Source organism: Streptomyces sp. NPDC007907 (assembly GCF_042959365.1).
GTDB classification, from domain to species: domain Bacteria; phylum Actinomycetota; class Actinomycetes; order Streptomycetales; family Streptomycetaceae; genus Streptomyces; species Streptomyces indiaensis.
On sequence record NZ_JBIBKR010000005.1, the window covers coordinates 464,184 to 484,596 of the forward strand.

17 protein-coding genes, 1 tRNA gene and 2 pseudogenes are annotated in these 20,413 nt (G+C 72.7%); 6 read left to right on the forward strand and 14 right to left on the reverse strand.

The annotated features are described in order from the left end of the window. Positions 1–271 precede the first annotated feature (271 nt). Together ACFZDI_RS22865 and ACFZDI_RS22870 are read right to left on the reverse strand one after the other, a co-directional pair. Positions 272–862, reverse strand: coding sequence for a TetR/AcrR family transcriptional regulator (locus ACFZDI_RS22865; protein ID WP_234847389.1), 591 nt, complete (start codon positions 860–862; stop codon positions 272–274). After that, entirely contained in the window at positions 859–2,376 is a 1,518-nt protein-coding gene (locus tag ACFZDI_RS22870) for a 3-hydroxyacyl-CoA dehydrogenase (RefSeq protein WP_391252824.1), read from the reverse strand. The genes ACFZDI_RS22865 and ACFZDI_RS22870 overlap by 4 nt, the downstream gene beginning before the upstream one ends. A 160-nt stretch (positions 2,377–2,536) precedes the next feature. Here ACFZDI_RS22870 and paaN point away from each other — a divergent pair, with 160 nt between their 5' ends. Then, positions 2,537–4,228: a phenylacetic acid degradation protein PaaN gene (gene paaN / locus ACFZDI_RS22875; RefSeq protein WP_234847391.1), complete on the forward strand. Its 1,692-nt coding sequence runs from the start codon at positions 2,537–2,539 to the stop codon at positions 4,226–4,228. 68 nt (positions 4,229–4,296) lie between these two features. On the opposite strand, the gene ACFZDI_RS22880 is transcribed toward paaN, so the two are convergent. Genes ACFZDI_RS22880 through ACFZDI_RS22890 form a run of 3 tightly spaced genes read right to left on the reverse strand, consistent with a single transcriptional unit; the run spans position 4,297 to position 7,069 of the window. Next, positions 4,297–5,046, reverse strand: a complete 750-nt coding sequence (locus tag ACFZDI_RS22880; RefSeq protein ID WP_391252827.1) for a TrmH family RNA methyltransferase — start codon at positions 5,044–5,046, stop codon at positions 4,297–4,299. Further along, the gene (locus ACFZDI_RS22885; protein WP_391252829.1) at positions 5,043–6,254 is read right to left on the reverse strand and encodes an HTTM domain-containing protein; all 1,212 of its coding nucleotides are present in this window, start codon (positions 6,252–6,254) and stop codon (positions 5,043–5,045) included. The genes ACFZDI_RS22880 and ACFZDI_RS22885 overlap by 4 nt, the downstream gene beginning before the upstream one ends. Beyond that, complete coding sequence (locus ACFZDI_RS22890; protein ID WP_234847413.1) at positions 6,251–7,069, reverse strand: DUF5819 family protein; 819 nt, start codon at positions 7,067–7,069, stop codon at positions 6,251–6,253. Before ACFZDI_RS22890 ends, ACFZDI_RS22885 begins: the two co-directional genes overlap by 4 nt. A gap of 382 nt (positions 7,070–7,451) precedes the next feature. Here ACFZDI_RS22890 and ACFZDI_RS22895 point away from each other — a divergent pair, with 382 nt between their 5' ends. After that, on the forward strand, positions 7,452–8,585 hold the full coding sequence (locus ACFZDI_RS22895) for an acyl-CoA dehydrogenase family protein (protein WP_391252831.1): 1,134 nt from the start codon (positions 7,452–7,454) through the stop codon (positions 8,583–8,585). Positions 8,586–8,666: 81 nt separating this feature from the next. Here ACFZDI_RS22895 and ACFZDI_RS22900 read toward each other — a convergent pair whose 3' ends face one another. From ACFZDI_RS22900 to ACFZDI_RS22915, 4 genes are all read right to left on the reverse strand, one after another. Continuing rightward, positions 8,667–8,996, reverse strand: coding sequence for a rhodanese-like domain-containing protein (locus ACFZDI_RS22900; protein ID WP_053670196.1), 330 nt, complete (start codon positions 8,994–8,996; stop codon positions 8,667–8,669). A 146-nt stretch (positions 8,997–9,142) separates the two neighbouring features. Next, entirely contained in the window at positions 9,143–9,970 is an 828-nt protein-coding gene (locus tag ACFZDI_RS22905; RefSeq protein WP_234847395.1) for a hypothetical protein, read from the reverse strand. 133 nt (positions 9,971–10,103) lie between these two features. Then, a complete protein-coding gene (locus ACFZDI_RS22910) occupies positions 10,104–11,543 on the reverse strand; it encodes a DUF2252 family protein (protein ID WP_391252833.1) in 1,440 nt (479 codons plus the stop codon). A 150-nt stretch (positions 11,544–11,693) separates the two neighbouring features. Next, the gene (locus ACFZDI_RS22915) at positions 11,694–12,392 is read right to left on the reverse strand and encodes a ScbR family autoregulator-binding transcription factor (protein WP_234847397.1); all 699 of its coding nucleotides are present in this window, start codon (positions 12,390–12,392) and stop codon (positions 11,694–11,696) included. 365 nt (positions 12,393–12,757) lie between these two features. Here ACFZDI_RS22915 and ACFZDI_RS22920 point away from each other — a divergent pair, with 365 nt between their 5' ends. Together ACFZDI_RS22920 and ACFZDI_RS22925 are read left to right on the forward strand one after the other, a co-directional pair. Next, the gene (locus ACFZDI_RS22920; RefSeq protein WP_391252836.1) at positions 12,758–13,720 is read left to right on the forward strand and encodes a ScbA/BarX family gamma-butyrolactone biosynthesis protein; all 963 of its coding nucleotides are present in this window, start codon (positions 12,758–12,760) and stop codon (positions 13,718–13,720) included. Then, positions 13,717–14,640 carry an NAD-dependent epimerase/dehydratase family protein gene (locus tag ACFZDI_RS22925; RefSeq protein ID WP_391252838.1) on the forward strand — a complete coding sequence of 308 codons (924 nt, stop codon included), beginning with the start codon at positions 13,717–13,719 and terminating at the stop codon, positions 14,638–14,640. The genes ACFZDI_RS22920 and ACFZDI_RS22925 overlap by 4 nt, the downstream gene beginning before the upstream one ends. Here ACFZDI_RS22925 and ACFZDI_RS22930 read toward each other — a convergent pair whose 3' ends face one another. From ACFZDI_RS22930 to ACFZDI_RS22945, 4 genes and pseudogenes are all read right to left on the reverse strand, one after another. Then, entirely contained in the window at positions 14,641–15,930 is a 1,290-nt protein-coding gene (locus ACFZDI_RS22930; protein ID WP_391252840.1) for a cytochrome P450, read from the reverse strand. Positions 15,931–16,108: 178 nt separating this feature from the next. Beyond that, positions 16,109–16,852, reverse strand: coding sequence for a ScbR family autoregulator-binding transcription factor (locus tag ACFZDI_RS22935; protein ID WP_391252842.1), 744 nt, complete (start codon positions 16,850–16,852; stop codon positions 16,109–16,111). Between the two features lie 167 nt (positions 16,853–17,019). Then, positions 17,020–17,757 carry a VOC family protein gene (locus tag ACFZDI_RS22940; protein WP_391252844.1) on the reverse strand — a complete coding sequence of 246 codons (738 nt, stop codon included), beginning with the start codon at positions 17,755–17,757 and terminating at the stop codon, positions 17,020–17,022. Between the two features lie 76 nt (positions 17,758–17,833). After that, positions 17,834–17,985: pseudogene (locus tag ACFZDI_RS22945) on the reverse strand (DNA-binding response regulator); the annotation flags it as partial. Position 17,986: 1 nt separating this feature from the next. Here ACFZDI_RS22945 and ACFZDI_RS22950 point away from each other — a divergent pair. Continuing rightward, positions 17,987–19,342: pseudogene (locus ACFZDI_RS22950) on the forward strand (ABC transporter permease); the annotation flags it as partial. 34 nt (positions 19,343–19,376) lie between these two features. Continuing rightward, on the forward strand, positions 19,377–19,910 hold the full coding sequence (locus ACFZDI_RS22955; RefSeq protein WP_391252846.1) for a winged helix-turn-helix transcriptional regulator: 534 nt from the start codon (positions 19,377–19,379) through the stop codon (positions 19,908–19,910). Positions 19,911–20,016: 106 nt separating this feature from the next. On the opposite strand, the gene ACFZDI_RS22960 is transcribed toward ACFZDI_RS22955, so the two are convergent. Further along, positions 20,017–20,100, reverse strand: a tRNA-Leu gene (locus tag ACFZDI_RS22960). Positions 20,101–20,413 lie beyond the last annotated feature (313 nt).

Here is a 20,413-nt window from a genome sequence, read left to right on the forward strand (position 1 = left end):
CCCCCGAAGCCCGGATTCACCGGCCTTGCGCAGGCCTCCCGGAGCCCAGATTCACCGGCCTTGCGCAGACCCCCGAAGCCCAGGCATTCACTCGGCCTTACGCAGACCCCCGAAGCCCAGGCATTCACTCGGCCTTACGCAGACCCCCTAAGCCCAGGCATTCACTCGGCCTTGCGCAGGCCCCCGAAGCCCAGGCATTCACTCGGCCTTGCGCAGGCCCCCGAAGCCCAGGCATTCACTCGGCCTTGCGCACCCCCCGAATCCCAGGCATTCACTCGGCCTTGCGCAGACCCCCGAAGGCCAGCTGCACCACCGCGTCGGCCACCTCGCGTTCGCTCATGCCGCGGCCGTCCGGGCGGTACCACTCGACGATCGAGTTGATCATGCCGAAGACCAGCCGGGTCACCAGCCGGACCTCTATGTCGGCGCGCACGTCCCCGTCCGCCGCGGCCGCCTTGAGCAGGTCGGCGACCCGGTGGTCGAAGTCGCGGCGCCGCTCCAGGGCCCACCGCTCGGTGTCGGTGTTGCCGCGCACCCGCAGCAGCAGGGTCACGTAGGGCAGTTCGGTGATCAGCACCTCGACCATGCGCCGGACGACGTACTCCAGACGGTCCGAGGCGCGCCCCACGCGCGCGTGCTCCTCGTCGAGGATCCCGAACAGCCCGTCCAGAGCCCGGTCCACGGCCCGGCGCAACAACTCCTCCTTGCCGGTCACATGGTGGTAGATCGACGACTTGGAGATGCCGGCCGCCTTGGAGAGGTGCTCCATGGAGGTGCCGTCGTAGCCGCGCTCGTTGAACACCTGGACGGCGACGGACAGCAGGGTGTCCGGGGTGTAGGTGTCGCGCTTGGCGGTCGTCATGGGGCGGTCCCCTCCCGCTTGTCGGAGGCGTGGGCGTGGCGGTACAGCGCCAGGGAGGGTGCGTAGCGCCCCGAGGGGTCCCTCAGGTGCAGGTCGTCCAGCAGCGCGTAGGCCCAGGAGCGGCCGAGACGACGGCTCCACTCGAAGGGACCGAGGGGGTAGTTGACACCGAGGCGCATCGCGGTGTCGATGTCCTCCTCGGTGGCGACGCCCTTGGCGACCGCGTCGTGCGCCAGGTCGATGATCCGCGCCACCGTACGGGCGACGATCATGCCCGGCACGTCGCCGATGACACTGACCTGCTTGCCGAGCGCCTGAAAGAGGCCGATGGCCTCGGACAGGGTCTGCGGGGAGGTGTCCTGGGAGGCGGACAGGGCGACCCGGGTGGCCGCGCGGTAGTCCAGCGCGAGGTCGAAGTAGACGACGTCGCGGAACTCCACCGAGGTCTGCCCGTCGGCGAGGGCGAGCTGCCCGCCGCTCGGCAGCACCAGGCGGCTGCCGCTGTCCTCGTCCTCGTCGCGGACCGGGATGCCGGCCTCACGGATCAGCGCGAGCAGCTCGGCGGCCGGCCCCAGGTCGCCCTCGGCGACGACGTAGGCGGGCGGCTGCCGCTTCTCGGCGGTGTCCGGTTCGGGGCGCTCGGCGCCGTCACCGTGGTCGTACCAGCCGTGGCCGGTCTTGCGGCCGAGCCGGCCGGACTCGACCAGGCGCCGCTGGGCGAGGGACGGCGTGAAGCGCACGTCCTGGAAGAAGGACTCCCAGACCGACCGGGTGACCGACTCGTTGACGTCCTGGCCGATCAGGTCGGTCAGCTCGAACGCGCCCATCCGGAAGCCGCCCGACTCGCGCAGCACGGCGTCGATGGTGGCGGGATCGGCGCCCTGGGACTCGTACACCGCGAAGGCCTCGGCGTAGAAGGGCCGGGCGATGCGGTTGACGATGAAGCCAGGGGTGTCCGCGCAGGCGACCGGTGTCTTGCCCCAGGCACGGGCGGTCTCGTACGCGCGCGTGGCATGGGTGACGTCGGTGGCGAACCCGGAGACGACCTCGACGAGCGGCAGCAGGGGCGCCGGGTTGAAGAAGTGCAGGCCCACGAACCGGCCCGGGACGCGCAGGGCGCCGCCGATGGCGGTGACGGACAGCGACGAGGTGTTGGTGGCGAGCAGGCAGTCGTCGGAGACGATGCCCTCCAGCTCGCCGAACAGTTCCTGCTTGACGTCCAGCCGCTCCAGGACGGCCTCGATGACCAGGGCGCAGTCCGCGAGCTCCGCGAGGGTCCCGGCGGGCAGCAGCCGGGCGCGGGCGGCGTCCCGCTCGGGGCCGGTGAGCCGCTCCTTCTCGACGAGCCGGTCCAGACGTGCGCCGATCGCGTCGGCCGCCGCCCGGGCCCGTCCGGGGACGGTGTCGTACAGCCGGACGGGGTGGCCCGCGACCAGCGCGACCTGGGCGATTCCCTGGCCCATGGTGCCGGTGCCGACGACGGCCACGGGGCTGCTGAGGTCGAGTGCTGTCATGTGCGCGATCCTCCCGCACGGGGTTTTCCACAGATGCGGCGGACCCCCTTGAACCGACCGATCGTTCGGTTACTCTAGCCCTGTCCGAGTGTTCCTGCCCAGGTTTCTGCCCAGGTCATGAACTCGACGAAGAGTTCTTGAGACGAGGAGTTGGTCACCCATGACCGCCGCACTCTCGGCGCACGAGCTGATCGCCCGGCACCGGTCCACCCTCGACCAGGCGCTGGAAGCGATCCGTACGCGCGCCTACTGGTCCCCGCACCCCGAGCACCCCAAGGCCTACGGGGAGAACGGCAGCCTGGACGCGGCAGCGGGCAAGGCCGCCTTCGACGCCCTGCTCGGCTCCCGCCTCGACCTCGGCCAGCCCGGGACGGACGACTGGGTGGGCGGCGAGACGTCCCCGTACGGCGTCGACCTGGGCGTGACGTACCCGCACGCGGACCTCGACGTGCTGCTGCCCGCCATGAAGGCCGGCCAGCGCGCCTGGCGTGACGCGGGCGCGGAGCAGCGCGCGGTGGTCTGCCTGGAGATCCTCAAGCGCATCAGCGACCGGACCCACGAGTTCGCGCACGCCGTCATGCACACCTCCGGCCAGGCCTTCATGATGGCGTTCCAGGCGGGCGGACCCCACGCGCAGGACCGCGGCCTGGAGGCGGTGGCCTACGCCTATGTGGAGCAGGTGCGCACGCCCGACAACGCCGAGTGGACCAAGCCGCAGGGCAAGCGCGACCCGCTGGCGATGAACAAGCAGTTCACGCCGGTCCCGCGCGGCATCGCCCTGATGATCGGCTGCAACACCTTCCCGACGTGGAACGGCTACCCGGGCCTGTTCGCCTCCCTCGCCACCGGCAACGCGGTCCTGGTCAAGCCGCACCCGCGCGCGGTGCTGCCGCTCGCCCTCACCGTGCAGGTCGCGCGCGAGGTGCTCGCCGAGGCCGGCTTCGACCCGAACCTGGTGGCGCTGGCCGCCGAGCGCCCCGGCGAGGGCATCGCCAAGACGCTCGCGCTGCGCCCCGAGATCCGCATCATCGACTACACGGGCTCGACCGAGTTCGGTGACTGGCTGGAGGCCAACGCCCGTCAGGCGCAGGTGTACACGGAGAAGGCCGGCGTCAACACCGTCGTCGTCCACTCCACGTCCGACTACAAGGGCATGCTCTCCAACCTGGCCTTCTCGCTGTCCCTCTACAGCGGCCAGATGTGCACGACCCCGCAGAACCTCCTAGTCCCGCGCGAGGGCATCTCCACGGACCAGGGCCCCAAGTCCTACGACGAGGTCGTCGCCGATCTCGCCAAGGCGGTGGACGGGCTGCTCGGCGACGACGCACGGGCGAACGCGCTGCTCGGCGCGATCGTCAACCCGGACGTGAAGGCCCGCCTGGAGGCCGCCGCGGGGCTGGGCGAAGTCGCCCTGGCCTCCCGCGAGATCACCAACCCGGACTTCCCGGGTGCGGTCGTCCGTACGCCGGTGATCGTCAAGCTGGACGGGGCCAAGCCGGACGACGAGGCCGCGTACATGAGCGAGTGCTTCGGGCCGGTGTCCTTCGCCGTGGCCGTCGACTCCGCCGAGGACGCGGCGGAGCTGCTGCGGCGGACCGTCCGTGAGAAGGGCGCGATGACCGTCGGGGCGTACACGACCGACCCTGAGGTCGAGCAGACCGTGCAGGAGGTCTGCCTGGAGGAGGCGGCGCAGCTGTCGCTGAACCTCACGGGCGGGGTGTACGTGAACCAGACGGCGGCGTTCTCCGACTTCCACGGGTCCGGTGGGAATCCGGCCGCCAGTGCGGCGCTGTGCGACGGGGCGTTCGTGGCCAACCGGTTCCGGGTGGTCGAGGTGCGCAGGGACGCATAGGAGCCGGGGGGTGCGGTGAGTGCGCGAGTGCCGGTTGTTCGTGGTGGTTCGCGCAGTTCCCCGCGCCCCTACAGGGGCGCTCCAGAACCCGCGCTCCAGTGGTAAAGCGTCATCGCCACGCTCGTCGCCAGGTTGTAGCTGCTGACCTGGGGACGCATCGGCAGGGACAGCAGGTGGTCGGCTCGGGCGCGGAGTTCGGGTGACAGGCCCGTGCGCTCCGAGCCGAACACGAGGACGGCGTCGTCCGGGAGCTCGACGCCCCGGATGTCGTCACCCTCGGGGTCGAGCGCGAACACCGGGCCGGCGGGCAGCTCGTCGACCGTCAGGCGTTCCACCGCCGTCGCGAAGTGCAGCCCCGCCCCGCCGCGTACGACCGTCGCGTGCCAGGGGTCGACCGTGCCCGTCGTCACCACACCGGTCGCCCCGAAGCCGGCGGCCAGACGGATCACCGCCCCCGCGTTGCCGAGGTTGCGCGGGTTGTCGAGGACCACGACCGGGGCCGTGCGCGGGGTGTGCGCGAGCCGGGCGAGGCTCGACTCCCGGGACGGCCGTACCGCGAGGGCAGCCACCGCCGTGGGATGCGGGCGCGGCACGCACGACGCGTACGTCTCGTGCGGCACCTCGCTCAGCAGCCCGGCCAGCACGTCCCGCACGTCCGGGGCCAGTTCGTCGGCGAGGGCCAGCGCGGCCGCCCGGTCCGCCGTGACCGCCACCGGCACCTCGGCGCCGAAGCGCAGCGCGTGCTTGAGCGCGTGGAACCCGTCCAGCAGGACGGCGTCACCGGCGAGCCGGTGCCAGGTGGTCACGGGGTCGGTCATGCCCCGAAGCCTACGTGCGTGGCCTCCGGGCTCTCGCTGGTGCGCTGCCCGGGCAGCCGCGCACGCCCGCCCCGGCGCCGCAGCCGGTCCCGCACGCGCACCGCCCGGCCGCCCAGCCGGCGCAGGAAGCCCGTCGGCAGGAACACGGCGTCCGCCGCGATCATCGCCAGCGAGAAGAACGGCAGTCCGAGGACCACGGCGATCACGGCGTGCTCGGTGATCATGACGGCCAGCAGGACGTTCTTCACCCGCCGGTTGAACAGCGTGAACGGGAAGGCGACCTGGACGAGGACCGTCCCGTAGGTCACCAGCATCACCATCGTGCCGCTGGCGGACAGCAGGTCCGCCAGTCCCGGCCAGGGCGAGAAATACTCCAGGTGAAGCGGGTAGTACACCGCCGTGCCGTCCTGCCAGCGCGATCCCTGGACCTTGTACCAGCCGGCCGTCGCGTAGATCAGGCACGCCTCCGCCATGATGACGAGCAGTGCCCCGTTGTGCACGATGTTCGCCACGACGTCCAGCAGGACCCGCGGCTCACCGGTCCTGGCCCGGCGTCCCACCAGCCACCACAGGCCCAGCACCACCCACACCGTCCACAGCAGGACCGGTATCAGCCAGTCACCCTGCATCCGGCCGGCCAGGGTGACCGCGACGAGCACGAACCCGAGCCCGCCCCACAGCAGCGGCCCGGTCCGGTCCGTGACCCGCTCGCCCCGCGCGCGGGCCGCCCGGTCCCGCAGGGCCCGCCGGGCGTCGAGCGACCACACCTGGGCGCAGCGGGTGAACACCAGGTAGATCGACATCAGGTGCAGCACGTTGTCGCCGCCGTCGCCCATGAAGACACTGCGGTTCTGCAGCGACAGCACCCCGGCCATGAACAGCAGCGACATGGTGCGGGTGCGCCAGCCCAGCATCAGCAGCGCGCTGGAGAGGACCGCGAGCGCGTAGACGATCTCGAACCAGACCCGGCCGTCCGACCACATCAGGACGGTGAAGGAGCCGTTGTCTCCGATCAGCTGCTGGGCGAGATCCCAGCTCCAGGGGCCGTCGGGACCGTACAGCTCGTGCCGGTGGGGGAGTTCGCGGAGCAGGAACAACAGCCAGGTGGCGCTGAAGCCGATACGGACCACGGCCGTCTGGTAAGGGCCCAGGGCCGCCTCGGTGACCCGGGCGATACCGCCCGAGACGGCCAGCGAGAAGCGGTTCACCGCACCCCTCCCTCGGCCTCGTCCCGCGCCACCTTCCACCACGGCAGCTCGCGGTAGGACGGTGTCGTGGAGACCTTCTCCCGGCTCCACGGGGGCGGCGGCACGTTGCTGGTCCGGGAGCGCACCTGCACCCGTTCGATGACCCCGGCACCCCCGGTCGCGGCCCGTACCGCGTCGTCGTCGGTGAGGCGCAGCACCATGATCCGGCGCAGATACGCCTCGGAGAGCGCGCCGCGCAGCCCCATCGGACGGTTCTCGCCGTCATGCGTCGCGACGAAGAAGTCCCAGGCCCGGCGCAGCTCGTTCTGCTGGGTGTGGCTGGGCAGCAGATTGCCGTCGATGGCCCTGCCGTCCTCGGCGGACAGGTCGTACCAGCCGGTGGTCAGCGTCATGCCGTCCGGCCCGCGCACTCCGGCACGGACCTGGATCGAGATGTTCTGCTGCAACGGGTTCGGCGCGAAGAGTTTCCAGTTCTGTTCGAACTCCGGATAGATCCAGTCGTCGACGGCCTTGCCGTGCGCCCTGGTGACCGTGTTCGCCGGCGCGACGTGCAGGAACGTCATCCCGAGATGCACACACACGCCGATGGCCACGACCGCGAGGGCCAGGGCGACACCGACCTGATAGCGCAGGGAGAGCGCGGCGATGCCGGTACGGGGTTCACGGGGCGGGTACGGCAGGCGCTGCCCGTCCGTCCCGAACGGCTCGACCGGCCCGGACGGGTCCACTGGTGCCTCGTGCCCAGCGGGCGGGGTCGGGGTGCTCGGCGCGTCCGGGCCGTGCCGGGCGGTCGAGCCCTCGTCGTACGCGTCCATTCCGCCCCGTTCCACGATCCCGGTCCGTCGTTCCGTCCGCCCGGCCGGCCGCGAGGGCGTCGTACCGCCCGCGCGGCACCGCGCGGCATCGGCACCGGCACGGTACTCAGGACACCCATCCGCGCACAGCCCCTGCCCGCCCCTCCCGCAGTGGCCGTCGCCACACCGGAGGACGACCGTACGGCGAGTGCGACGGCCCTGGAGCCGCTGTCCCCCTGGTCCACAGGGGACCCCCGCAGGTTATCCACAGGGCGCCCCGGCCGGTCGCCGACAGGAGTGACACCCTACGGCGCCCGCCCGTACACCCATTCCCTTCTTCTAGAACCTGTTCTATCTTGACGCCCCGTCAGCTCAACGGGACCCCGCCGGGAGGACAGGCACCGTGGACTTCACCTTCACCGAGGAGCAGCAGGCGGCGGCCGAGGCGGCGAAGGGCGTGTTCGCCGGGGTCGCCCCCGACGCCGTGCCCAGCCCGGCCCTCACCCCGGGCGCCGTCGCCGAGACCTGCGACCGCGCCCTGTGGGGCAGGCTCGCCGACGCCGACCTGCTGAGCCTGCTGCTCGACACCCGATACGGCGGGGCCGGCCTGGACGCCATCGCGCTGTGCCTGGTGCTGCGGGAGTCGGCACGGGTACTGGCCAGGGTGCCCCTGCTGGAGAGCAGCGCGGCGGCCGCGACCGTCCAGGCCTTCGGCGGGGAGGAGGCGAAGGCTGACCTGCTCGCCCGGGCCGGCCGCGGCGAGACCGTGCTGACGGTCGCCGCGCACGGCCGCACGGGCCACGACCCCGCCGAGCAGTCCGTGACCGCCCGGCAGGACGGCGGCGGCTGGGTGCTGGACGGGGTGCAGACGGCGGTGCCGTGGGCCTACGACGCCGACGTCACGCTCGTCCCGGCGCACACCGCAACCGGCCGGACCGTACTGGGCCTGGTGCCGCGCGGGCACGAGGGCGTGCTGCTGGCGGAGCAGGTCTCCACCAGCGGCGAGCGGCTCGGCGAGCTGCGCCTGGAGTTGGCACGGCTCGCGCCCCGGGACGTGATCGACGCCGACGGGGCGTGGGAGTGGCTGCGGGACCTGCTGGCCACCGGGACGTGCGCGCTGGCGCTCGGGCTCGGGGAGCGCGTGCTGCGGATGACCGGGGAGTACACGGGCAAGCGGGAGCAGTTCGGCTTCCCGATCGCGACCTTCCAGGCCGTCGCCGTGCAGGCCGCCGACCGCTACATCGACCTGCGCGCGATGGAGGCCACGCTGTGGCAGGCCGCGTGGCGCATCGCCTCGGGGGCCCCGGGCCCGCTGCCCGCGGCCGGGGACGTGGCCGTCGCCAAGATCTGGGCGGCAGAGGGAGTCCGCCGGGTCGTGCAGACCGCGCAGCACCTGCACGGCGGCTTCGGCGCCGACGTGGACTACCCCCTGCACCGCTACCACGCCTGGGCCAAGCACCTGGAACTGTCACTCGGCCCGGCCGCGGCACACGAGGAGGCCCTGGGCGACCTCCTGGCCACCCACCCGCCCGCCTGATCCCGACGGCCGGATCCGTCGAGGCCCCTGGCCAGAGCCCCCGGTCGGCTGGCGCTGACAAGCACCCCTGGTCAGGGATCCCTAGAGGACGAACCCCTGCTGCCCGTCGTCCGTCACGACGGGACGGCCCGCCGCCTCCCACACCTGCATGCCGCCGTCCACGTTCACGGCGTCGACGCCCTGCTGGGCCAGGTACATCGTGACCTGGGCGGACCGGCCGCCCGAACGGCAGATCACATGGACGCGGCCGTCCTGCGGGGCGGCCTCGGTCAGCTCGCCGTACCGGGCGACGAACTCGCTGATCGGGATGTGCAGCGCCCCTGCGGCATGGCCGGCCTTCCACTCGTCGTCCTCCCGGACGTCCAGCAGGAAGTCACCGTCCTTGAGGTCCGCGACCGCGACCGTGGGCACACCAGCTCCAAAACTCATGCGCCCGACGCTACCCGACCCGGCCACGACACCGGCCCGGGCACGGCTCGGCCCTGCCCCCTCGTGCCGACTCCTGCCGACCCGGGACCCGGCCGCGGCCATGGTCCTTCTCCGCTCGGTCCCGAGCCTCAGCCCTGGCCCTCACCCTCGCCGAGCAGCGCGGCCAGCTCCGTCTCCCGCTCGGTGACCTGGGCGAGCAGCCCCTGCCCGATCTCGTCCAGGAGCCGGTCCGGGTCGTCGGGGGCCAGTTGCAGCATGTGGCCGATGGCGCTGTCCTCGAGTTCCCGGGCGAGCAGCCCGAGCAGCTCCTTGCGCTGGGCGAGCCACTCGAGGCGGGCGTAGAGCTCCTCGGCGCGGCTCGGGCCCCGCTTCAGCTCGGGTCCCTCGGCCCATTCCGCGGCGAGCTCCCGCAGCTCCTTCTCGTCGCCGCGGGCATAGGCGGCATTGACCCGTGTGATGAACTCCTCGCGCCGCAGGCGTTCCTTCTCCTCCTGCGCCAGGTCCGGGTGGGCCTTGCGGGCCAGGTCGCGGTACAGCTTGCGGGCCTCCTCGCTGGGGCGGACCCGCTGCGGAGGCCGGACCGGCTGGTCCGTGAGCATCGCCGACGCCTCGGGAAACAGACCGCCGCCGTCCATCCAGCCGTGCAGCAGTTCCTCGACGCCGGGGATCGGGGCGAGCCGTGCCCTGGCCTCCTCCGCCCGCTGCCGGTCCGCGGGGTCGCCGCTGCGGGCGGCTCTGGCCTCCAGGATCCGGGCGTCCAGTTCCTCGAGCCGGGCGTACAGCGGGCCGAGCTTCTGTTCGTGCAGCCGGGAGAAGTTCTCGACCTCGACGCGGAAGGTCTCCACGGCGATCTCGTACTCGATCAACGCCTGCTCGGCGGCCCGCACGGCCCGCTCCAGCCGCGCCTCGGGCCGGGCGGCGTCGCCACCATCCTGCTCAGCTTCCGGGGTCGTCACCCGACCAGCCTAGGGGACACACCGTCCGCGCCCACGCTCCGGAGGAGAACGGCCCGGAACGCGCGGCACGACCTGTCGCCGACGCTCTCGGCCCCGGACGGGACCAGGACCGGGCCCGCGGGCCCTCGCGGCCCTACACCCCCAGCTCCGCCGCCACCTTCCCCGCCTTCACCCCCGCCAGCAGATCCGCGTGGTCCGCCTCCGTCCGGTCCGCGTAGGCCACGGCGAAGGCCGCCATGGCCTCGTCCAGCTTCTCGTTCTTCCCGCAGTACCCGGCGATGAGCCGCGGGTCGGCGCTGTGCGCGTGCGCCCGGGCCAGGAGGGCGCCGGTCATGCGGCCGTAATCGTCCAGCTGATCGGCGGCCAGGGCGGCCGGATCGACGCTGCCCTTGCGGTTGCGGAACTGGCGGACCTGGAAGGGCAGCCCGCCGACCGTCGTCCAGCCCAGCAGGTTGTCACTCACGACCTGCATCCGCTTCTGGCCCAGGACGACCCGCCGACCCTCGTGACCGGCCGCCGGCGTCTCGAAACCGGCCGTCGCCAGATGCGGCACCAGCGCCGACGCCCGCGCCTCCTTCACCTGGAGCACCAGCGGCTCGCCCCGGTGGTCCAGGAGCAGCACGACATAGGACCGGGTGCCGACGCTGCCCGTGCCGACGACGCGGAAGGCCACGTCCTGCACCGCGTACCGGGCGAGGAGCGGCAGTCGGTCCTCCTGCAGCGTGCCGAGGTACTCCTCCAGGGACGCCGCCACCGCCGCGGCCTCGGCGTCCGGGACGCGCCGCAGCACGGGTGGCGCGTCGACGAAGCGGCGCCCGCCGTCCTCGGTGGCCTCGGTCGACTTGGCGGCGAAGCGGCCGCTGGTGTTGTGGCGGGCCTTCTCGGAGACGCGCTCCAGCGTGCCGAGCAGGTCATGGGCGTCGGTGTGGGAGACGAGCTCCTCGTCGGCGATGGCGTTCCACGCCTCCAGGACCGGGAGCCTGGCCAGGAACCGCATGGTCCTGCGGTAGGCACCCGCCGCGTCGTACGCCGCCTTGCGGCACTGGTCCTCGTCGGCGCCCGCCACCCGGCCCGCGAGCACCAGGGAGGCCGCGAGGCGCTTGAGGTCCCACTCCCACGGGCCGGGCACCGTCTCGTCGAAGTCGTTCAGGTCGATGACCAGACCGCCGCGGGCGTCGCCGTACAGGCCGAAGTTGGCCGCGTGGGCGTCACCGCAGAGCTGGGCCCGGATCTTCGTGATCGGCGTGCGCGCGAGGTCGTACGCCATGAGTCCCGCCGAGCCGCGCAGGAACGCGAACGGGTTGGCGGCCATGCGCCCGACCCGGATCGGGGTCAGCTCGGGCAGCCGCCCGCGGCCCGACTCCTCGACGGCGCTCACCGCGTCGGGCCGGGAGGCGTCCAGGTCGAGCGAGGCGTGGGCGCCGCGGGGGATCCGCTTGCGCAGGGCCTTGCCCTCGTCCTTGGGGGAACCGGCGGCCGGCCACTCGGCGAAGCCGCGTACCCGGGGCAGCCTGCGGGGCGCCCCGTACTCGGCCGTGGTCCCGCTCTCGTCCTGAGCTCCAGCCCTGGTCATCCCGACCGCCTCCCCCGCACGCGCACGAACATCAACTCATGCCGACCGTACAACCGGCGGCCGAAACGCGTCAGACCCTGTGGACAACTCCACGCCTGTGGACAGCTCGCACCGAGCCGTAGCCGGTCCTGCGGGGCCTCGCGGCAGTGCTCACGCCCCCGAGGCCACGGACGTCTGCGCGGGCACGGGGGCCCCGGCCGGCACGGCCGCGCTCTCCTCCGTCAGGACCTGCGCCAGCACCCGCTCGGCCCGGTCCACGGAGATGTCGAGCCGGGCCAGCACCGCCGGCACCGTGATACTGGGCAGGAAGTGCTCGAACAGCACCACGACACGGCGCTCCAGATCCTGCCGCTGGCAGCGCAGCTGGGACAGCAGCTGCACCCCGGAGAAGCTGCCGACCAGCAGCTCGGCCGTCTCCGCCACGTCGACGTGTTGGAGCAGTTCGCCCCGCGTCTTCGCCTCGCCCAGCATCTGCGTGTTCTGGTCGATCCACATCCGGAAGGCCGGGGTGCGGTCGAGGTCCATGGCCCCCTGGTCGAGGGCTAGCCCCACACTGGCCCGCACCAGCGGTTCGGACCGCAGCCGGCGGGCCATCACCAGACCGGAGTCGACGAGTTCCTGGAGCTTGCTGGTCTGCGGCGGGAGCGTGATCGCGAGCTGCTCCTCGAACACCCCCAACGCCAGCTCTTCCTTGGAACCGAAGTGGAAGTACAGTGCGCCCTTGGTGACGCCGGCCCGGTCGAGGATCTCGCCGATGGTCGCCGAGGTGTAGCCGCGTTCGTCGAAGACGGCCGCTGCCGCCTCCAGGATGGTCCGCCGGGTGCGGATCGCGCGCTCCTGTCGCGCCATCGGATGCCTCCTGATCTCCGTCGATCCCTGTGAAGTCGCTGTGGGGCGAGGGCGCGAGAGCCTGTTCCAGCGGCTTGGCTCACCCTTTGAAAAAAACCGGCTCGTCCGTATCTTAGTCAGGCGCCGATCGCGGCCAGGCAGCCGATCTGGGGGTTCTCATGCCGCAGACAGGGCCTTTAGGCCCACTCACGGAGGATCAGACCGGACGTGAGGGCACTCCGGCAAACGCAACGGCTACGACCGTCGAGAACACGCCACAGAACACCGCCCTCCGAGAGCGGCGGGCACCGGCGGTACCGGCAGCGGCCGGCACACCCCCGTCAGCCCTCTCGGCCCCGTCGGCCCCCTCATCAGCGAACGAGCCCATGCCACCGAGCCCCACCACCGAAGCACAACCGGCCACCGAACGCCCCACCCTCCGCTCCCCCACCGCCGTCGTCACCCCGGAACTCGCCCATCGCACCAATGAGACGGACGTCTTCCCCGCCCGGTGGAGCCGAATCTCCGACAGCCGCTTCCACTTCACGGGGCACTGGCCGGCCGACCACCCCTTCTTCGGCCCCGTGGACGACCGCCACCAGGATCCGATGATCGTGGGCGAAACGTTGCGGCAGGCCTCGATGGTGCTGGCGCACGCCGAGTTCGGCGCCCCGGCCGACACGCACTTCGTCATGTGGGACCTGACGGTCCACGTCGACCCGGCCGCACTCCTGCTCGCGGATGCCGCCGAACCGGTCGAGTTCGACGTCGTGTGCTCCGAGGTGCACCGCCGCGGCCGCGGGCTGCGCAGCATGCGCACCACGATGGAGTTCCGCCGCGCGGGACGACTCGTCGCCCGCGGCACCGGAAGCACCGGCTGCACCCCGCCGCGCGCCTACCGCCGCCTGCGCGCGGGCAGACTGAACGCCTTCGACATACCGGTGCCGCTCCCGGCGGGCATAGCCCCGCGGACCGCGGGCCGGGCCCGCGCCGAGGACGTCGTCCTCGCTCCCGGCGACCGACCCGGCGTCTGGCACCTGCGCGTCGACACCGGTCACCCGGTCCTCTTCCCGCGGCCCAACGACCACGTCCCCGGCATGGTGCTGTTCGAGGCGGCCCGCCAGGCCGCGACCGCCGCGTCAGGCCTGCACCCGTTCCTGCCGCTCCGGATGACCGCGGAATTCGCCCGCTACGCCGAGCTGCACAGCCCGTGCCGGATCGAGACCGAGGTCTTCGACGAGCGCCCCGGGGAGGTGACCGTACGGGTGTCGGGGCGGCAGGACGGCGAGCCGGTCTTCACCGCCGACCTGACCTCCGCCCGCCCCGTGCGGGTACGGTCCCTGTCGTGACGCTCAAGATTCTGATCACGGGCGCGAGCGGCTTCGTCGGCGGCCGGGTCGCCGCCACGGCGCAGCGGCAACCGGGCGTCGGCGTACGCCTGTTGTCCCGGCACGCACCGCACGGACCCGAGTACGTGCACGGCGACCTGTGCGCCCCGCCCTCCCTGCGCGGCGTGTGCGCCGACACCGACGTCCTGGTGCACTGCGCCACGCGGGTCGGCGGCGACGCCGAGACCGTCGAGGCGGTCAACGACCACGGCACCCGTGCCCTGGTCGAGGAGGCCGTGCGCGCCGGAGTGCGCCGGATCGTGTACGTCAGTACGGCAGCCGTGCACGGCCGGGGCCCCTTCCGTGGTGTGCGCCCCGGGGAGGTGCCGATCGCGCCCGCCTCACCCACCAGCCGCACCCGGGCCGCCGCCGAACGCCACGTCCTCGACGCGGGCGGACTGGTCCTGCGCCCGCACCTCGTGTACGGCGAGGGCGACCGCTGGGTGATCCCCGGGCTGGTGTCGCTGATGAACGAACTGTCGGCCACCCTGACCGGCTGCGAGGCGCTCCAGTCGATGATCGACGTCGACACCCTGGGCCGTGCGGTGGTGGCCGCCGCGCTCGCCCCGGCATCCGGCGGCGGTGTGCACCACGTCGGTCACCCCGAGCCGGTGGCGGTGCCGGACCTGCTGGCGACCGTGTCCCGCGAGCTGGGGGAGCCGGGCGGCGGCGCGGCCATGGACGTCGCCACCGCCCTCGACCGGGCCGCCGGGTCACCCCACGCCCTGCATCACCTCGGCATGCTCACGGTCGACCACTGGTTCGTGGACGACACGTTCTGGAAGGCCTTCGACTGCTCGCCCGGTGACGGGTTCGCGGCAGCCTTCCCCCGCGCGGTGCCCTGGTACCGCGCGTTCCTCCGGGGCCGGAAGGTCGCCTGATCACTCCGGCACCGGCTCCGGCTCCCGCTGGAGTCCCTCCGGGCGCGGGCCCGGGCCGTGCAACAGCACCGGCAGTTCCTCGTGGCCGGTGGAGATGATGGACCGCAGCCGCTTCGGCGGACGCGACGGGTCGGCCAGGGCCAGCCGCGGGAAGCGCGCGAACAGCGACGTCAGGGCCACGGTCGCCTCGGCCATGGCCAAGGGCCGGCCCAGGCAGTGGTGCACCCCGTGGCCGAAGGACACGTGGTCGCGGCTGGTGCCGCGGGTGAGGTCGAACCGCTCGGCGTCGGGCCCGTGCCGCTCGGGGTCGCGCCCGGCACCGGCGAAGGAGACCACCAGCGGGTCGCCCTTGGGGATGGTCAGGCCCGGCTCGATCTCGATGTCCTCCACGGCGTAGCGCAGGCCCGACATGGCACCCGGCGCCTCGAAGCGCAGCGACTCCTCCAGGGCGTCCCCCCAGGTCGCCCGCCCGGAGCGGACGAGGTCGAGCTGCTCGGGGTGGGCGAGCAGGCTGTGCACGGTGTTGTCGATGAGGTTGACCGTCGTCTCGAAGCCCGCGGTGAGCAGCAGGATCAGGTTGTCCATCAACTCCTGCTCGCTGAGAGCGCCTTCGTCGCGCGCGGCGATCAGCGCCGTCGTCAGGTCGTCCGCCGGGTGCTCGCGCTTGTGCTGGAGGAACGCCGTCAGCGTGCCGTAGAGGTCGACGGCGTTGGCCTGGGCGTCCTCCAGGGAGATGGCCGTGTCGAAGAAGCGGTTGATGATGCGGTAGAGGTCCGCGCGCGGGCCGTCCGCGCCGTGCGGTACGCCGAAGAGTTCGCACACCACCTCGTGCGGGACGGGCGCCGCGAACGCCGCCCGCAGGTCGACGACTTCGCCTTCCGGGACGCGCTCCAGCGCGTCCAGCGCCCGGTCGACGATCTGCTGGACGCGGGGCAGCAGCGCGTCGACGCGGCGTTTGGTGAAGGCGGCGGCCATCGGTTTGCGCAACCGGCTGTGGTCGGAGCCATAAGCGGTGACCATGTTGCGCACCGAGACCCAGATGGCGAGCGGCCAGGTGCGGGAGATGTCCCCGTTGATCCAGGCCGGCCAGTGCTGGAAGGCGTCCTTGCTCGTCTCGGGGCCTGCCAGGAGCCGTTTGTTCAGCTCCAGGCCGTTGATCCACCACGCCCGTACGCCGCCGGGGAGTTCGACCTCCACGGCCGGGCCCTGTGCGCGGATGCGGGATATCTCGCCGTAGAGGTCCTGACCGGACGGGTCGATCGACAGGAAGGGGCAGGCGGGCTGGGTCATGGCTCATCGCTCCTCGGTCCGAAGGCTGGGAGACCATCGTGCGATCAGCGCCCCGGAAAAACTTGTCATCCGGTTTGTTTCGCTCGCAGTCCAGCGAGTGACGCGCTCGGCCGGAGGTGTTCCCTACCGCAGCGCGAGCCCCCGCCTGAACCCGCACGCCCGGCGCGTCCGCCCCGCTCTACCGCAGCGCGAGCCCCACTGCGTACGCCTGAGCAGGGACGCCCGGAGCATCCGCCCCGCTCCCCACCGGCTCCGCCTTGGCCGCCCCACCCGCCACTGCCCCGCTCACCGGCGTTCCACTCGCCGTCGGTCCGCTCCCCGCCGGGTCCAACGCCGCGACCAGGCGCGGTGCCGCGAGGCACGGCAGCAGCAGGCGCCACAGATCGGTCAGCGAGGGCCGGGCGAGCCAGCCCTGGTCCTCCCGGGCCAGGACCTCGATGCCGGTCGTGGCGGCGAGGACGACCGCGCTGGTGCGCTGCGGTGTCACCCCGGCGGCGAGTTCACCCCGCCCCTCCGCCTCGGCCAGCAGCCCCTGCACGCACTCCCGCCATTCCCGGCGCAGGTCCCTCGTCCGCCCGCCGTACTCCTCGGCGTTCAGCCGCAGCCCGGCCCGCACCACCACGTCGGCGCACAGCAGCCGGGCGACGTGGTGGGTGACGTCCACCAGCCGCTGCAGGGCGCTGCCGTCGGCGTCCCGGCCGTGCCCCGCCGCCGTACGCAGGGCACCGGCGGCCTCGTGCTCGACGGCCTCGGCGACGGCGGCCTTGTTGGCGAAGTGGAAGTGCAGCGCGCCGGAGCTGACGCCGGCGCCCGCGCTGATCTGCGCCAGGCAGGCCCGGACGTATCCCCGGGCCTCGAACTGCTCGGCCGCGGAACGGATCAGCGCGAGACGGGTCCGGACGGCCCGGTCCTGTTTGGTCACCCGTGGCTCCCCTGCAGGGCTCTGATGGCGACGCAATGAAACCAACTCGCTGGTTTTAATACAACGTGCTTGATCCGCACGGCTCTTGGAAGTGCTTCCCGGGTCGTCCCGTACGGGTGTGCGCACCGCCGTACCGCCGCGCGAAGAGGCGGCGGCCGGAGTCCTCGTCAGCCCCGGCCCAGGACGCAGAACTCGTTGCCCTCCGGGTCGGCCAGGACGACCCAGGGGACGTCGCCCTGCCCCACATCGGCCCGTGTCGCGCCGAGTCCTTCGAGCCGGACGACCTCCTTCGCCTGGTCCTCGATCGGGTCGGGCCTGACGTCGAGGTGGACGCGACTGGTGATGACCCGGTCGTCCGGCGTACGGCGGAACTCCAGGTACGGCCCGACGCCCTGGGAGGAGCGCAGCAGGGCGCGCTCGTCGGTCAGTTCATGGACGGTCCAGTCGATCGCCTCGCCCCAGAACCGGACCATGGCCCGCGGGTCGGCGCAGTCGACGACCACGGCGGCGATGGGCCCGGTGTCCCGGTACAGCTCCCGCGGCTCCAGAACGCTGAACACGTTGCCCTCCGGGTCGGCCAGCACCGTCCACGGCGCGTCGCCCGGGCCCGGGTCGACGGGCGTCGCCCCGAGGTCCTTCAGACGTGCGACGAGCTCCGCCTGATGGGCGTCGGAGGTGGTGGCGAGTTCGAGATGGACGCGGTACCGCACCGACTCCGGGTCCGGGACGCGGACGAGATCGACGCAGACGGCGGACGGGTCCGGCCAGTCGAAGCCCACCGGTTCCAGGTTGGTGACCCCGGGTCCCTCGCTGGAAACGCCCCAGCCGAGCACGTCGGCCCAGAACCGGCCGAGCGCCGAGTCGTCCCGGGCCTTGAAGTTCACCTGTACAAGTTGCAGCGTCATGCGCGCACCCTAAGGGCGGCGCTGTCGCCCCGTCAGGCCCGCGGACGCGCCCCCTCGAGCTCGCGCACACCCTTCCTCAGGCCCGCAGATACGCCAGCACGGCCAGCACCCGGCGGTGGGTGGCGTCGGCGGGGGGGGCAGGTCCAACTTGGTGAGGATGCCGGAGACGTGCTTGCCCACGGCCGCCTCGGAGACGACCAGTTCGCGGGCGATGGCGCTGTTGGATCTGAGCAGGCCGCTCACCCCTGGCCGCCTGGTCTGCGGCACGGTCCTCCTGCTCACCGCCGCCGCGACCCTGGCCCTGTCCCTCACTACCGACCCGGGCGACCTGCTCCACCGCAAGACGTACATCAGCCGCCCCATGCTGCTGATCACGGCGGCGGCCCTGCTCGCCCCCCTCGTCCTGCGTCCCCTCACCCGCCTGCTGACCTGCCTGCCCTCGGCCCTGGGCACCCTGGTCCGCGAGAACACCGTCACCGCGGTACGCCGCACCGCCGCCCTCGCGGCCCCCGTCCTCGTCACGGTCGCGCTCGCCGGTTCACTCCTGGGCGCCACCGCGACCCTGAACCGGGCGAAGTCCACCGAGACGAGCGAACGCACCACCGCCGCCTTCGTCGTCACCCCCGCCACCGGGCAGGGCTTCGACGCCGCCACCCTGGACAGGCTGCGTGCCGTGCCGGGCGCGCGGATCTCAGCGACCTCCTCGACGGCCGTGCACGTCCTGGAGGACGAAGTGGCCCTGATCCGCTCCGAGGCCCGCGCCGCGACCGCCCGCGACCTGGCGGCCACCATCCGACTGCCGCTCAGCGCCGGCAGGGTGAGCGACCTCGACGACGACTCGGTCATCGTCAACGAGGAGTGGCAACGGCACCGGGTCGGCGACCGCGTCCGGATCTGGCTGGGCGACGGAACCCCGCGCACCCTCCGCATCGCCGCGGTGATGCCCACCGGCACGGGCGGCAACGGCGTCTACGTCACCCCGCGCAACGCCCCGGGCGCCACGGTCGACCGGCTGGACGTGGCCCCGGAGCACGGCACCGCCCCCGCTGCCGTGGCCACCGCCCTGCGCGAGGCGGCCGGCCCGGGAGGCGCCCGGGTCCACAGCCGGGAGGCATGGCTGCGCGCCACCCAGCCGGACACCAACCGCGCCACCCGTCTCGGTGTCCTCCTGGTCCTCGGAATCGCCCTGATCTACACGGGCATCTCCGTGGCCAACACCACAGTCATGGCGGCCTCCGACCGGGCCCGCGACCTGGCCGTACTGCGGCTGGCCGGAGCCACCCGCCGACAGGTGCTGCGGCTGACCGCGGCCGAGGCCCTGACCGCCGTCACGGCCGGGGCCCTGCTCGGCCTGCTGGTCACCGGCGTGAACCTGGCCGGCATGGGGGCCGCCCTCGCCCTGTTGTCGGCGCCGCCCACCGTCACCCTCCCGTGGCAGGCCCTCGGCGCGACGGCGGGCGTCTGCGCCCTCCTGGCCGTGGTCTGCGCGACGGTCCCCGCCGCCCTCGCCCTGCGCCGCCGCCCGGCGGAGCCGGCAGGCATGCGCGCACAGCGGCCCGGGCCGGGATGGTCGATCTCGTCATGAGACCGACAGGGCGCCCGCCTTCTACAGTGAACCCATGCGACGAACCTCGTTCGGCACCTGGCCCTGCTCGATCGCCCGCACCGCCGACATCCTGGGCGACGCCTGGACCCTCCTGGTCCTGCGCGAGGTCTTCTACGGCGAATCCCGCTTCGACGGTTTCATCAACACCCTGGGCATCGCCCGCAACACCCTCACCGACCGGCTGCGGCGCCTGGAGGCCGAGGGCCTGCTGCACCGGCGCGTCTACCAGAGCGACCCGGTCCGCCACGAGTACCTGCCCACGGACAAGGGCCGCGACTTCTTCGGCGTGCTCGCCGCGATCAACGCCTGGGGGGACCGCTGGCTGGCCGGCGACGGGGGCGCGCCCGTGGTCCTGCACCACCGGCCGTGCGGCCATGACACCGAGGCCCGGGTCGTCTGCTCCGCCTGCGGAGAGGTCCTGCACCAGCGGGACATGAGCGCCCGCACCGGCCCCGGCTACCCGCCCCGTCTCCTCGACGACCCGGTCGTCCGGGAGCGCTTCGCCCCGGGGCGGACCCTGGGGGACGGCCCGGCCGAACAGGCCTGAGAGCTTCCTCACACGGCACGGAACCCGGGCCCCGGCCCGAGGCGACCATCACATCCGGACACACGAAGAACGGGCGGCATCTGATCGATGCCGCCCGTTCCGACGGTGCGCGAGGGGGGAGTTGAACCCCCACGCCCTTGCGGGCACTGGAACCTGAATCCAGCGCGTCTGCCTATTCCGCCACCCGCGCATTGGGTGTGTCCTGGGCGTCTGCCCCGTTGGGGCCGGCGCCTTCCGACACCCAGAACATTAGCACGCTGGAAGGGGTGGGTTCACATCCCTTATCCCCGCAGGCAGACCCCCTGCCGAACCGTCGATGTCCCTGCCACGTATCAACCCGTACCGGTTCACGTATCAACCTCGTACCGGTGCCCGCCGTCTCCGCAGGAGGGGGCGGGGTCCACAGTCGGGTGCGGGACACTGGTCTCCAGCCGCCTCTACGATCCTTGTCAGGCATACCGGAGGCGGATACGCGCAGCAGTAACACCGGAGGAGTTCGAAGA